The sequence below is a fragment of the Pantoea sp. Nvir genome (assembly GCF_009829915.1).
In the GTDB taxonomy this organism is placed as follows: domain Bacteria; phylum Pseudomonadota; class Gammaproteobacteria; order Enterobacterales; family Enterobacteriaceae; genus Pantoea.
Window position 1 is genome coordinate 17,551 of record NZ_SZZW01000002.1, and the last position, 15,539, is coordinate 33,089.

At 41.6% G+C, this 15,539-nt stretch carries 10 protein-coding genes; all 10 read left to right on the plus strand.

The annotated features are described in order from the left end of the window. The first annotated feature begins 5 nt into the window (after window positions 1–5). The 10 genes from lepB to FD729_RS02040 all read left to right on the plus strand — a co-directional run bounded on the left by lepB (window position 6) and on the right by FD729_RS02040 (window position 15,326). Window positions 6–923 (plus strand): signal peptidase I, encoded by a 918-nt coding sequence (gene lepB / locus FD729_RS01995; RefSeq protein ID WP_159931626.1) that lies wholly within the window; start codon window positions 6–8, stop codon window positions 921–923. A gap of 130 nt (window positions 924–1,053) precedes the next feature. Beyond that, window positions 1,054–1,734: a ribonuclease III gene (rnc, locus tag FD729_RS02000; RefSeq protein WP_159931784.1), complete on the plus strand. Its 681-nt coding sequence runs from the start codon at window positions 1,054–1,056 to the stop codon at window positions 1,732–1,734. A gap of 49 nt (window positions 1,735–1,783) precedes the next feature. After that, window positions 1,784–2,692 (plus strand): GTPase Era, encoded by a 909-nt coding sequence (gene era / locus FD729_RS02005; RefSeq protein ID WP_159931627.1) that lies wholly within the window; start codon window positions 1,784–1,786, stop codon window positions 2,690–2,692. Window positions 2,693–3,378: 686 nt separating this feature from the next. Continuing rightward, window positions 3,379–4,110 (plus strand): pyridoxine 5'-phosphate synthase, encoded by a 732-nt coding sequence (gene pdxJ, locus FD729_RS02010; RefSeq protein ID WP_159931628.1) that lies wholly within the window; start codon window positions 3,379–3,381, stop codon window positions 4,108–4,110. Next, window positions 4,110–4,490 carry a holo-ACP synthase gene (gene acpS / locus FD729_RS02015; RefSeq protein ID WP_159931629.1) on the plus strand — a complete coding sequence of 127 codons (381 nt, stop codon included), beginning with the start codon at window positions 4,110–4,112 and terminating at the stop codon, window positions 4,488–4,490. Before pdxJ ends, acpS begins: the two co-directional genes overlap by 1 nt. A 623-nt stretch (window positions 4,491–5,113) precedes the next feature. Beyond that, window positions 5,114–5,776 (plus strand): phosphatidylglycerophosphatase C, encoded by a 663-nt coding sequence (gene yfhb / locus FD729_RS02020; protein ID WP_159931785.1) that lies wholly within the window; start codon window positions 5,114–5,116, stop codon window positions 5,774–5,776. Window positions 5,777–5,846: 70 nt separating this feature from the next. Then, a complete protein-coding gene (gene tadA / locus FD729_RS02025; RefSeq protein WP_159931630.1) occupies window positions 5,847–6,365 on the plus strand; it encodes a tRNA adenosine(34) deaminase TadA in 519 nt (172 codons plus the stop codon). An 846-nt stretch (window positions 6,366–7,211) separates the two neighbouring features. Beyond that, window positions 7,212–11,105, plus strand: a complete 3,894-nt coding sequence (gene purL, locus FD729_RS02030; RefSeq protein WP_159931786.1) for a phosphoribosylformylglycinamidine synthase — start codon at window positions 7,212–7,214, stop codon at window positions 11,103–11,105. Window positions 11,106–12,814: 1,709 nt separating this feature from the next. Continuing rightward, the gene (glyA, locus tag FD729_RS02035) at window positions 12,815–14,068 is read left to right on the plus strand and encodes a serine hydroxymethyltransferase (protein WP_159931631.1); all 1,254 of its coding nucleotides are present in this window, start codon (window positions 12,815–12,817) and stop codon (window positions 14,066–14,068) included. A 115-nt stretch (window positions 14,069–14,183) separates the two neighbouring features. Then, complete coding sequence (locus tag FD729_RS02040) at window positions 14,184–15,326, plus strand: 3-phenylpropionate MFS transporter (RefSeq protein WP_159931632.1); 1,143 nt, start codon at window positions 14,184–14,186, stop codon at window positions 15,324–15,326. Window positions 15,327–15,539 lie beyond the last annotated feature (213 nt).

Here is a 15,539-nt window from a genome sequence, read left to right on the forward strand (position 1 = left end):
TACCAATGGTTAATATGTTTGCCCTCTTTTTAGGGATAACCACACTGGCTACTGGCGTTATCTGGTGTGTCGATCGCTTTAATATCTTTAATAGTAAAAAAGGTTCAAGTAAAGCCAGTGGTCAGATAGGTTGGTGGTTAGAGACCGTTGCATCGTTTTTCCCAGTGCTATCCATAGTGTTTATCGTGCGCTCATTTCTCTATGAGCCTTTTCAGATACCGTCAGGATCTATGATGCCGACTTTGCTCATTGGCGACTTTATTTTAGTGGATAAATTCTCTTACGGGATTAAAAATCCTATTACACAAACAAAGTTAATCTCAACTGGTTATCCTCAGCGCGGGGATGTTGCTGTTTTCAAATATCCCAAGGATCCGAGCCTCGATTATATTAAGCGGATTATTGGTCTGCCTGGCGATAAAATAGTCTACAATCCTTATAACAAGATGCTAACCGTTACTCCAAATGGCGCTACAGTTCAAGGAGGCGCCGGTGTAGCACTGCCAATTATCTATACTCACATTGAGCCAAGCAGCTTTATTCAGATATTCAGTAGCTCTGATAAAAATAGTTTTTATAAAGTAACACAAGGCGAAAATAAGCAAGGTGGACTGCGTCTTGACATCCGTAGAGAGACAATAGGTAATGTAACACACGAAATTTTATTGGTGGACAAAGCACAGAGCCAGGCCAGCGCGTATTATCAGCAGCCTGGACAGCAGCAGGCTAGTTGGATCGTACCACAGGGGCAATATTTTATGATGGGCGATAACCGTGATAACAGTTATGACAGCCGATATTGGGGTTTTGTATCAGAGCGTAATTTAGTCGGCAAGGCGGTCGCTATTTGGATGAGCCTTGACAAGCAGGAAGATCAGTGGCTGGCAAGGATTCGCCTTGGTCGTATCGGCGCTATTCACTGATGCATCAAATTCAAATTAAACAGCTGGCTCTCCGTATAGGAAAGGGCCACTGCATACGAAGCAGAGTACCTCAAAGGCTATATCTTTATTTTGTATGAAGAATTACAAGGGTACAAAAAATTGGAATCGCATGAATACCACCCTGATCAATAAACTTCAGTATAAACTACGTTATACTTTCATTCATCCAGAACTCTTACAACAAGTATTAACGCATCGTAGTTCTAGTAGTAATCACAATGAGCGCCTTGAATTTCTAGGAGATTCTATCCTTAGTTATGTAATTGCCAATTCGCTTTATCATCGGTTTCCTTGCGTAGATGAAGGAGATATGAGCCGCATGCGAGCAACTTTAGTACGCGGCGATACACTGGCAGAAATGGCGCGCGAGTTTGATCTAGGGAAATGTCTACGTTTAGGTCCGGGTGAATTGAAAAACGGAGGATTTCGCCGAGAATCTATTCTAGCCGACACAATAGAAGCATTGATTGGCGGCATCTTCCTTGACAGCAATATTCAGACGGTAGAAAAATTGATACTTAATTGGTATCAGACTCGCCTCGATCAAATTAGACCGGGTGACAAACAAAAAGATCCAAAAACCCGCTTACAGGAGTATTTACAGGGGCGTCATCTTCCTCTACCCTCCTATCTGGTAGTACAAGTACGCGGTGAAGCTCATGATCAAGAATTCACCATTCACTGTCAAGTGAGTGGCATGGTTGATCCGGTAGTAGGCATAGGTTCCAGCCGCCGCAAAGCAGAACAAGCTGCCGCAGAGCAGGCATTAATTCATTTAAGTCCTGAATAGATAGTAACATTACGGCTCTTGGACAGGCACTAAATAAATTAGGATTCAAATGAGCAAGCAGAGTCTTTACTGCGGTTTTGTCGCAATTGTTGGCCGACCCAACGTCGGAAAGTCTACCTTACTGAACCGGCTGCTAGGACAGAAGGTATCTATAACTTCGCATAAGCCGCAAACTACTCGTCACTGTATTCTTGGTATCCATACCGAAAACAAGTATCAGGTAGTCTATATTGATACACCAGGTATGCATATGAAAGAGAAGAGAGCCATTAATCGCCTGATGAACCGTGCTGCCAATAGCTCTATAGGCAATGTCGATTTAGTGCTCTTAATTGTGGAAGGTACAGTCTGGACTCCGAATGAAGATATGGTTATTCACAAGCTGCGTGAGAACAAAGAAGTACCTGTTCTACTAGTTATCAATAAGGTTGATAATATTCCAGATAAAAGCATCCTGCTGCCGCACTTGTATTTTCTAAGCCAGCGGATGGATTTTTTAGATATTGTACCGATTTCTGCAGAAAATGGGAGAAACGTCGATACAATTGCAGGAATTGTGCGTAAACATTTACCGAAGGCGGATCATCACTTTACTGAAGATTACGTTAGCGACCGCTCGAAGCGTTTTATGGCGTCAGAGATCATACGCGAGAAACTAATACGTTTCCTTGGTGCTGAACTGCCATATTCTGTAACGGTTGAAATCGAACAATTTGTGACTGATAAGCTTGGTCGCTACAATATTAACGGTGTTATATTTGTGGAGAGTGAAGGTCAAAAGAAAATTGTAATTGGCAGTAAAGGTAATAAAATTAAGACGATGGGTATAGAAGCGCGCAAAAACATGGAAGAAATATTTAAATCTAAGGTGCATCTTGAGCTATGGGTCAAAGTGAAATACAGCCAGGCTAATAATGAACATGCGTTGCGTAGTTTTAGTTATATAGAGAATGTGTGATCAATGTATAGAGGGATGGTAACTATCTTTCTATTGCGTAGCCGATTCTTTTTTGGACTTGTGTGACTTCTGATATCCTAAACCATGGTAGTAAAGTTAGAACTTTTAGTGCAGTTAGAACAACAATCTGCTTTTCTGCGTTCATTTTGTCAATGACCTGCTGTAGCTCATGCTAAAGGAATAGAAATGTCTTTTTTTCAAAACTCTTTTTAATTATTTCAACTACCTGCAAATGTTAGGTTCGGCTAATAATTCTTCTGAATGGGTGCGGCACTGTTTAGAGCTAGTGTTATGGGAAAATTTAATCTATGATGCTGAATTTATTAAGTTCATTGATAGTAGTGTGCATATCATCGACAACATGACTTACCAGATATCGCGAATAAAATATCATTAGCTGGGTAGCTTGAATCAGCACCTTTTAAGTAGCCGTTAATATTGCATTTTCTGTGCGAACGTAGTGTACTTGGTGCTGATACTCCGTATGCGGTAAAGCGCTTTACCTGTATTCATCTTGAATCCCTATTTAGATGTTAAAGTGTTAAACAAATATTTATCTTTTTCCTAGTTTGCGATGAATAGTAAACTAAGTGCGCCTGGTAAATAGCGCTGTGCCTGGTGTATAGATATAAAGTACATTCTGATTTTAAGATAAGATATTATCTAATTTTAACTTGAGGAGATTCATGGCGGAATTATTGTTAGGGGTTAATATTGATCATATCGCCACGGTACGTAATGCGCGCGGTACTCAATATCCCGATCCGGTACAGGCGGCCTTTATAGCAGAGCAGGCGGGTGCTGATACTATCACTGTACATCTGCGCGAGGATCGCCGTCATATTACTGCTCGTGACATACGTATTATGCATGAGACTCTTCAAACACGGATGAACTTGGAGATGGCAGTTACTGAAGAAATGGTTGGTATTGCCTGCGATATTAAGCCTGACTTTGTCTGTCTAGTACCTGAAAAGCGCGAGGAAGTAACGACTGAAGGTGGTCTAGATGTAGCGGGTCAGCAAGATAAAATAAAAGCTGTAGTTAAGGAGCTGAGCGACGTGGGTATTCAGGTATCGTTGTTTATTGACCCTGATTATTATCAGATTGAGGCAGCATTCGCCAGTGGCGCACCATACATTGAAATTCATACCGGCGCTTATGCCAATGTACAAAAAGGGTTTGCACGCAATACCGAGTTAGCACGTATTAGTAAAGCGGTGGCCTTTGCCGTTAGCTTAAAACTCAAGGTTAACGCTGGACATGGTCTTACTTATCATAATGTAAAACCTATTGCCATGCTGCCGGAGATACACGAGTTGAATATTGGCCATAGTATTATCAGTCGTGCACTCTTTAGCGGTCTTGCTAATGCGATCAAAGATATGAAGTTGCTCATTCGGGAAGTGCGTTGTTAATGGCTATTCTAGGGCTAGGTACTGACCTCGTTGAAATCAAGCGTATCACAGGTATAATAGAGCGTTCTGGCGATTGTTTGGCGCGTCGCGTGCTGAGTGAAACCGAATGGCAGCAATATCAGTGTCATCAATGGCCTGTACGTTTTTTGGCTAAACGTTTTGCTGTTAAGGAAGCAGCGGCGAAGGCCTTTGGTACTGGGATTCGCGGCGGGCTAGCGTTTAATCAATTTGAAGTATATGGAAAAGCGTTGGGCAAACCTGAGCTGCGCTTTTTCCAGCATGCCCGAGAAGTAGCAGAAAAACTAGGTGTTAGGCAAGCACATGTCACCATGGCAGATGAACGTTACTATGCCTATGCAACGGTCCTTCTTGAAAGCTAATATTTTTTAGTAAATGAAATTGTTGCTATTGCAACACGTAATCTAGTGAGATATTAGATTAATAATAATGTGGCTCTTTGTAGATTAAAAAATTATCGTAGTGGTGAACGTATTGAATACAGCGGCTTATTTAATCTTATAAATTGTCATGACAAGTGTTGTCGATTAAGTGCCTACAATCTCGGTTAATACACTCACTACAATCAATAGTACTACGCGAATGGTTGTCCCTGAAGTATATAGATGATAAATAGAGGGAGGCGCTATGCGTGTATTTTGTTTTCTCTTATTACAATGATGCTAAATAAAGCTCTTAGTAGCAGTGGACCTATTAGGTGTGTGAGGTCGGTGCACCACAGTACTTCGCACTAATAATGAAGTATTAGGACGCTCTTTATTCGCTTCCATAAAAGATTTTTTTGATAGCTAAAGCTTACGGATTTACAGCGATGAGAACGTGAATGTGCTCTTACTAAAACAATGTTACTGTAATATGTAAAGATAGAAATTAAATACAATATTCAAATCACCTTGATTATGACCGCCCTTTAAAATAGCAGTTATTAAATAATAAAGCGGTGTCTGATCACTACTAATTAGTAGGAGTAAGTGTGGCGAATACAATGAATCCAGAAATTGGATTAACGAACGGAAATCAGGAGCGCGTGGTTTTTTTTGACTTAGATGGTACATTACACCAGCAGAACATGTTTGGAATGTTCATTCGTTATTTGCTATGGCGCCAACCTATTAATTTATTTCTTGTAACACCTTTGCTACCGATAGTCTGTCTAGGTTTGTTAATTAAAGGTCGCGCGGCATGTTGGCCAATGAGCCTACTGCTTTGGTCCATTACCTTTGGTCATTCGGAGAACACACTCTTACGACGTGAAATAGCGTTTGTACAATGGTTTCGTAAGCGTATTGTTGTGTTTCCGGCGGTACATCAGCGTCTGATAAAGTACCTGAGCAGTAATGATACCGCCGTATGGCTGATTACCGGTTCACCGCAATCGCTAGTGGAGCAAGTATATTACGATTCAAATTTCTTGCCTTGTGTCAATCTAATCGCTAGTCAGATGCGGCGTGGTTTTGGCGGACGTGTTTTAACCATGCGCTGTCTCGGTTATGAAAAGGTGGCACAACTGAAAAAGAAGATAGGTACGCCACTGCAACTTTACAGCGGATACAGCGACAGCAAGCAGGATAACCCGATGCTTTTGCACTGTCAGTATCGCTGGCGTATTACGCCGCGTGGTGAGTTCCAGCTACTGGATAAAGTTTAAATTTTGTAAATCACAGCTCACCGGGATAGCTGTAAATTTTCTTTCGCTGTTGTCGGAAGTATGAATCTGCATGAATCAATATCAAGACGAATACTGGATACGCTATGCACTACGGCTAGCGCATCGCGCATGGAAACAAGGTGAAGTGCCAGTCGGGGCAGTGCTTGTGCAGGGTATTCAAGTAATCGGTGAAGGTTGGAACCAGTCTATTAGTCAGCATGACCCAACCGCACATGCTGAAATTATAGCACTGCGTCAAGGAGGGAGGTTTCTAGAAAATTACCGTCTGCTTGATACCACTCTTTACGTTACTCTAGAGCCTTGCTTTATGTGTGCTGGCGCTATGGTACATGGCCGTATTACACGACTAGTTTATGGTGCCAGTGATGAGAAAACTACTGCATCAAGGTCGCTGATTGATGTACTTAGCCATTTCGGTACGAATCATCAGGTAGTAGTAGCATCTGGTGTACTAGAGGAAGCATGTGCGATGATGCTGAGAGACTTTTTCCGCATACGTCGCAAGCAAAAAAAAACGCTGTGGCAAGCACGTCACGGTAGTAATTTGTGTGGTTACCCACGCTGCTAACACTTCACGCTCATATATGGACTTAATTACATTCTCCATCTATATCCACAGGATACCTACTATATATAGATAATATATATAGATAATATATATAGATAATAGGAATTACTATATTTATAGATTAGTCGTTCTATGCCAATGAACGAGCAGGAGACGATTATCATAGGGACTATATCCTTCCATGTCACTTGCTCCTATTTATGTTACGTCGATGGTGTACTGTGGTAACCGTACTAAACTAGCACGAAAGTAAGTGTTAAATAAGCTTATTGCTAATGTTATTGGAACCTGAGTCTACCGTCGACTTTCATAGGCTAAGGGGCAAAGTTAACTCAGATAAATTGGGATATTATTATATTTATATTAAGCCCCCTTTAATAAGGAAAGAAAAGATAGTCTAATCAATTAGACTGCAACTGATTTTTGTAGATCACTCTAATCCTTCGGAAGGTCTTTTTAATCAGTTCATATATAGCTGTTCAGCCAATGGGTAAAAAGTTTTACTATTGCTTAATTCATAACTATGGTATTTGATGGTACAATAATTTAAAAGGGGGCTGATTGGTACGAATATACAGCACTATTAGGGATTTTATATTATATAAAATATTTTCCTTAGAGGTAGAATAGATATTGTTTTGAACGGTAACCAGAAGGAACTTCTCGCATCTTAGTTACTAAGATCAACTTATATATACATCAAAATTCAGCATTTAGCTCAATCACGAGATGAAAAGATATACGCTAATAATTTTATCAGGCGTAGTATGTCTTTATAATATTATTATTTTTTCTTATGGTTATCCCTCTTTTAGAGGATGGATCAGCGTTCTAATAAGAGATTAGATAATGGAAATTATGCGTGGTTCGCCTGCACTATCGGCATTTCGTATGAACAAACTGATGAACCGCTTTAAGGATGCTAAGCTACCAGTACGTAAGATTTACGCTGAATATGTCCATTTTGCCGATATTAGGGCACCGCTGAACTCTGATGAAGAAGCTCGCTTACAGCGCCTACTGAAATACGGTCCTGCTCTCACCAAACATATTCCACGAGGCTTTCTTTTACTCGTTACGCCACGTCCCGGCACTATTTCTCCCTGGTCCTCTAAGGCAACTAATATTGCACACAACTGTGATTTGCAGAAGGTGTATCGTTTGGAGCGTGGTTTGGCGTTCTATGTGCAGATGCCGCAACTGAATGAAACACAGTGGCAGATGCTGGCGTCGCTGTTGCATGATCGCATGATAGAAGTAGTTTTTAGCGATCTTATGCACGCTGAAGTGCTGTTTTCCACACATCATGCACCGCAGCCTATGAGAAGCATTAATCTACTTAGCGGTGGAATTCACGCACTTAAGGAAGCTAGCTGTACGATGTCCTTAGCTTTGACAGAGGATGAAATAAACTATCTATTGGATTTTTTTCAAAATCTGGGACGTAATCCGAACGATATTGAACTATACATGTTTGCGCAGGCTAACTCCGAACACTGCCGTCATAAAATTTTTAACGCCGATTGGATTATCAATGGAAAAAAGCAGCCAAAGTCGCTGTTTAAAATGATCAAGAATACTTTCGAGTGTACGTTAGATTATGTGATGTCAGCGTATAAAGATAATACTGCAGTCATGGAAGGTTCAGCGGTAGGTCGCTTCTTCGCTAATGCGCAAAAAGGCGAATATGAATATTATCAGGAAGCGACGCATATTTTAATGAAAGTTGAAACTCATAACCATCCAACCGCTATTTCTCCTTGGCCGGGCGCAGCGACTGGATGTGGTGGAGAAATTCGTGATGAAGGAGCAACAGGGCGCGGTGCACAGCCAAAAGCTGGTTTGGTCGGCTTTTCGGTATCGAATCTACGTATTCCAGGGTTTGAACAGCCTTGGGAAGAGGACTTCGGTAGACCGGAACACCTCTTTAGTGCGCTGGATATAATGATTGAAGGACCACTAGGCAGCGCGTCATTTAATAACGAGTTTGGTAGACCATTGTTGAATGGGTATTTCCGTACCTATGAAGAGCATGTCAATAGTCATAACGGCTTTGAGTTACGAGGCTACCATAAACCAATTATGCTTGCAGGCGGCATCGGTAGTATCCGTACCAATCATGTGCAGAAAGGAGAAATTAGCATCGGAGCTAAGTTAATTGTATTAGGTGGTCCGGCGATGAGTATCGGTTTAGGCGGTAGTACAGCCTCTTCCGTGGTATCAGGCCAGTCAGATACTGATATCGACTTCGCTTCTGTACAGCGCGATAATCCGGAAATGGAACGTCGCTGTCAGGAAGTGATCAACCGCTGTTGGCAAATGGGAGAAGAAAACCCAATTTTGTTTATCCATGATGTAGGTGCTGGTGGTCTTTCTAACGCTATACCTGAGTTAGTAAGGGACGGTGGCAGGGGTGGTCGGTTTAACCTACGCGATATTCTCATTGATGATCCAGGCATGAGCCCGCTAGCAATATGGTGTAACGAGTCTCAGGAACGCTATGTACTGGCAATTGCACCAGAGAAACTAGCGCAGTTTGACAGTTTCTGTCAGCGTGAGCGTGCGCCTTATTCAATTGTCGGCGAAGCTATTGCAGAGCAGCATCTGAGCCTATACGACAGCTACTTTAATAATAATCCTATCGATATACCGCTAGACATGTTGCTAGATAAAACGCCGAAGATGACGCGTAATGTAATGATGCAACATGCAAAAGGTAAGGCGCTGTTGTGTGACGACATTACTCTCATAGATGCAGTCAACCGCGTGCTGCATCTTCCAAGTGTGGCGGAAAAAACTTTTCTAATAACTATCGGCGACCGTACCGTAACCGGTATGGTAGCGCGTGACCAGATGGTTGGTCCGTGGCAAATTCCGGTTGCGAACTGTGCAGTGACTACTGCCAGTTTCGATAGCTATTATGGTGAAGCTTTTGCGATAGGAGAACGTGCACCTGTTGCACTGCTCGATTTTGCTGCCTCTAGTCGCTTGGCTGTAGGTGAAGCGCTAACTAACTTGGCAGCAACGCAAATCGGAGATCTCAAGCGCGTCAAACTCTCAGCTAATTGGATGGCTGCTGCAGGTCATCCAGGCGAAGACTCTGGTCTTTACGAGGCGGTAAAAGCTGTAGGTGAGGAACTTTGTCCTGCTCTAGGAATCACTATACCCGTAGGTAAGGATTCTATGTCTATGAAAACGCAATGGAAGCATGGAGTTAAGCAGAGAGAAATGATAGCGCCTCTATCACTGGTTATCACTGCTTTCACGCGTGTAGAAGACGTACGCCGTACGGTAACACCTCAGCTGAAGCCCAATAACAAGAATTTGTTGTTGCTAATCGATCTTGGAGAAGGAGCCAATGCATTAGGAGCGACGGCATTCTCGCAAATCTATCGACAGCTAGGCGATAAGCCAGCTGATGTTCGTGATACACAGCAGTTAGCGAGTTTCTTCAAAGCTATTCAGACACTGGTCTTACAGAGAAAACTACTGGCTTATCACGATCGTTCTGATGGTGGACTGTTAGTAACGTTGGCAGAAATGGCGTTTGCCGGCCACTGCGGCATTGACGTAGATATTGCTAAGCTGGGCAACGATGTGTTGGCCATACTTTTTACCGAAGAGCTGGGCGCTGTAATCCAGATTAAAATAGAAGATCTATACATCGTTGAGAACATCCTAGCAGATTATGGTTTGGCAAGTTGCTGTCATGTGCTAGGTCGCGCACAGATTGGAAACTGTTTCGTGATCCGCACTGGAGATAACACGATCTACAGTGAAAGCTGTACGATACTACGTACTTGGTGGGGGGAAACAAGTTGGCAGATGCAGCGCTTACGCGATAACCCTATTTACGCTGATCAGGAGCATGAATTTCGTAAAGATTATAATGATCCAGGATTAAACGTGCACTTGACTTTTAATCCTACAGAAGATGTGGCTGCACCGATGATCGCTACTGGTGTACGTCCGCGTGTGGCGGTATTACGAGAGCAGGGTGTCAACTCACATGTTGAAATGGCAGCAGCATTTCATCGCGCTGGATTCACATCTGTCGATGTTCATATGAGTGATCTTCTAGTGGGACGCCATAGCTTGAGTGAGTTCCAGGTACTAGTGGCGTGCGGTGGTTTCTCTTATGGTGACGTCCTGGGAGCGGGTGAGGGCTGGGCAAAATCTATTCTGTTCAATAATAGAATACGCCACGAATTTGAAAGTTTCTTTCATAATTCACAAACGTTAGCGCTTGGTGTTTGTAATGGTTGTCAGATGATGTCAAATTTAAACGAGTTAATCCCTGGTAGTGATCTCTGGCCACGGTTTGTGCGCAACCAATCTGAACGCTTTGAAGCACGTTTTAGCTTGGTCGAGGTAGCATCTAGCCCATCTCTATTATTGGATGGAATGAGCGGTTCGCATATACCGATCGCAGTTTCGCACGGCGAAGGTTTTGTCGAGGTACGTAATAGCGAGCACCTGAGTGCATTAGAGGTCACAAATCTAGTGGCACTACGCTTTATTGATAACTACGGCAAAGTTACGGAAACTTACCCTGCTAATCCAAACGGTTCACCTAACGGGATTACTGCAGTCACGAACGAAAGCGGATGTGTCACTATCATGATGCCACATCCGGAACGTGTTTTCCGCACTGTAAGCAACTCTTGGCATCCGTCGGATTGGGGCGAGGATAGTCCATGGATGCGTATTTTTCGTAACGCGCGCAAACAACTAGGATAGTGACACATCTCTTTTAATATCAAAAAAAAGACAGAAAGGTTTTTTTCTGATTGTTGAGTAACGTACCCATTATCATAGTTTATCTTTTTTATAAAGAAAGATACTTGGCTGACTCATAATTGAGTACTTGACTCAATATGAGTCCACTGAATGGGTGGTATACTTTCTTTTATTTTCTAGTGAGGAACATGCACCAGAATGTAGTGGTGGTATAGTTAGTATTGTGTACTAGGCGATGATGAAATAATCAATTTCACTCTGCCAAAATTGGAATAGGGTTACCGTTATTCATTCATAATGAATACTGTTTTTTTACGCTTAGGTTATATCTTATCTTCTTGTATTACAGGTACAGGTCGTAGTGTCCAAAATGAGGACATTCCATGGCTGGTAAGTGTTAATATATTTATCTTAATTCTAAAATTAATAAGAATTACCTCTCGATCAGCTTATTTTTAAATAAGCTTTGCTTGGTAGTAGCTATACTACTAGTAAGATATGGATCAACAAAGTCGCTATAAGCGTAATTCAGTGAATGAAATATACGGTATTTAAAATCTAGTTTTGCTTAAAATGATCTATTAATGATCTAATTATGCAGTGTTAAAAAACAATATGTACTTAAGTACTCAGGAAGATGAATAGATGCTTTTTGTAAGCAGACGGATTTTGTCAAATGATTAAAGGTAACGCATTTGTAGATAGGAAGTAGATACTTAAAGTATTAAATCCAATGTTATATAAAACAGATTAATGCAATCTCCTTATGCCTTCTGCTTTAAAGAAGGCATGAGTTGTTTTTAAATACCATTTTATCAGATGGCAAATTTATTAGGCTAGGCGTATAAAACATATACCAAAAATGGGGCGTATTAATATGGTAGATAGATTGTATCTTGATGTGAACTATGATGTGCTATTCATCAATTACTGAAGATTTTTTTTGATGACAGCTTTGAGGGATTGGCATATTCTCAGTCAAATCTTTACCGCGGGTTGAATAGTGTAATATTTAAAAAATCGTAATGTACACATTAAATGAATATATTAGTAAGCATTCATCTTTCAAGTTATGTAGTTCTCTTCTTGTCTTCAACAGATTTCCACTAATAATGGTGTGTTAACTTTACCTACAATAGAATTGTAGGCTGTTACTGTTACATCGCTAAAACTAGCCAAAATAGTATGTTCTAGGAACAGAGCTGTATATTAGTGACAGTTGTTTTTTTAATTTTAAAACATTTGTATTTCATGGTGCTGTAATAAGCAGCATCTCCCACAGCGTAGACTTTTATGATGATTTCTAAGCTTATTCTAGTGATAAAGAGCATTATGAATGTCATATGGTAACAATGAATTATGCAATCAACACAAGAATTTCCTATCAGGAATAGAGTATCTTTTAACTACATTCCGCTCACTATTGAACATCGCTGCTTGTAAATAACTAGAAAATTTCTCTGGCCAATTAAATTTTGGCCTTTTAAAAAGGTACTTTACAAACTGTATAGTACCATAAAGAAATCGTGGTGACACTGCAATCTAAAAAAATATAACAATCCTTTACCAGTGCCTTATCATTTGCGTGTAGTTTAGAACTGGTGCTACCGGCACTTAGCAAAACGGTTTAAACTATGATTTTTTTTATTCTAGTAAGCAGCATAGTTCACACTACTGTCCATAAAGTGAGCTAAATTAGGAGATGCCAAATGTTGAAGAGTGCAATGAATATTGCAGACTATGATGCCGAGTTGTGGCAAGCAATGCAGCAAGAAAAAGTCCGTCAGGAAGAACATATTGAACTCATCGCTTCAGAAAACTACACTAGTCCACGTGTAATGCAGGCTCAAGGCTCGCAGTTCACCAACAAATATGCAGAAGGATATCCAGGAAAACGCTACTACGGCGGTTGTGAATATGTTGATGTTATTGAACAACTTGCGATTGATCGAGCTAAAAAGTTGTTCGGTGCAGATTACGCTAATGTACAGCCACACTCTGGTTCTCAAGCCAACTTTGCTGTCTATATGGCACTGTTACAGCCAGGAGAAACCATCCTAGGAATGAATTTATCTCATGGTGGTCATCTAACTCATGGGTCACCGGTAAACCTCTCTGGTAAACTCTATAACGTTGTGCCTTATGGCATCGATAAGAGCGGTAAAATTAATTATAATGAATTAGAGAAATTGGCGAAAAAGTATCAGCCTAAAATGATTGTAGGCGGCTTTTCAGCTTATTCTGGCATTTGTGATTGGCAAAAAATGCGTAAAATAGCCGACAGTGTCGGTTCTTATTTATTTGTCGACATGGCGCATATAGCTGGGCTAGTAGCTGCTGACGTTTACCCAAGCCCAGTGCCACATGCACACATCGTTACTTCAACAACACATAAAACTCTGGCCGGTCCTCGTGGAGGATTGATTTTGGCGAAAGGAGGTAACGAAGATTTTTACAAGAAAATAAATGCTGCTGTCTTCCCCGGCGGACAGGGCGGTCCGTTGATGCATGTGATAGCAGGCAAAGCTGTGGCATTCAAAGAGGCCATGGAACCGGAGTTCACGGTATACCAGCAGCAGGTTGCTAAAAACTCTAAAGCGATGGTTAAAGTGTTAATTGAACGAGGTTATAGTATTGTGTCAGGCAGCACTAATAATCACTTATTTCTAATTGATTTGATCAATAAAAAACTGACTGGTAAGGAAGCAGATGCCGCGCTAGGTCGCGCTAATATCACCGTTAACAAAAACAGCGTTCCGAATGATCCAAAAAGTCCTTTTGTGACTTCCGGTATCCGTATTGGCACACCCGCGGTTACCCGTCGTGGCTTTAAAGAGGCGGAAGTATGCGAGCTAGCTAGCTGGATTGCAGATGTACTGGATAATGTCAATGACACAGTAACCATCGAGCGTACTAAGCAGAAAGTGTTAAAAATTTGTGCTCGTCTGCCAGTTTACGCATAAGCGGTAATTTTTTTCTAAATTATAATAGAATGATTTAATTGTTCTTTTTTATTGCCGTATTTCCAAGTACATTGGCACGCAATAACGTTAAGGGACGTATATTGCTGGAGGGGAAATGGCAATTAGCTCAGCGAAGTGGCTCGGTATCAGCTATTTTACTTACTTTTTTTGTTACGGTATCTACTTACCTTTTTGGGGTTTTTGGTTAAAAAGTACCGGCCTTGATGCTGAAAAAATCGGCCTACTTCTCGGTTGCGGCATGGTAGCACGTTTTGCAGGCAGTTTGTTGATTGCGTCTCGGATGCAACACCCAACACAATTGATAATTGTTTTGCGGTGGTTGGCATTGATGACTTGTTTATTTGCCGGAGGTTATTGGATTGGGCAACAGTGGCTATGGCTGCTATTAGTAATGGTAGGCTTTAACCTCTTCTTCTCACCATTAGTTCCGCTCAGCGATGCGTTAGCTGCTATCTGGAATCAGCAAATTGGTCTAAAATATGGTCCAGTACGGCTATGGGGATCTTTGGCATTCGTGATCAGTTCGGTGTTGACCGGGCTATTGGTGAATTATTGGTCATCACAAGCGATTCTGACTCTACTATCTGTAGGCGTAATAGTCATGCTGGTTGGTATGTTATTATCGCCACTTATTAAACCACAGGATGAGGTAAAACAAGTCACAACGACGTACGGTGCTTGGCAGGTTTGGCCTAGGCTTTTGCGCGAAAAGAACGTATGGCACTTTATGCTGTGTATCATGATGATGCAAGGTGCTCACGCTGCTTATTACGGATTTAGCGCTATTTGGTGGCAGCAGAGCGGTTACTCTGCTTCAGTGGTGGGCTATCTATGGTCTCTTGGGGTAGTGGCGGAGGTATTAATTTTTGCTTCAAGTGATCGTTTATTCCAATATTGGAGCGCCCGAGATCTATTATTACTCTCTGGGATTTGCGCTCTAGCGCGCTGGGTAGTTCTAGGAGCTACAACTGTACTGCCTTGGCTGATTGTCGCACAGATTTTACATTGCGGCAGTTTCACGGTCTGCCATTTAGCGGCAATGCGCTTTATTTCCGCTCACAGCAGTACGGATGTGATCCAACTACAGTCGCTGTATTCAGCGCTAGGCATGGGTGGTGGACTAGCGCTAATGACCATAGTCTGCGGAGTCCTTTATACGTATTTGCAGGGACACCTTTTCTGGGCTATGGCCTTAGTGGTATTACCCGCACTTTTTTTACGCCCGCGCACCTTTTAGCCTTAACAGCGTCAAAATTCACAATGCTGCTAATACTAGTAATTTTCATACTTATTCGTTTTTGTCACCATTCAATCAATGAATGGTAACGATTAATGAATAAAGCAGTACGGGGGGTGGATTGACAGATTATTAGTATTATTTAGTCGCCTCGTTAAGAGTCACCATAGATATTTAAGATATCTGTCGGTAGCAGAGAGATATTGTGTCTTA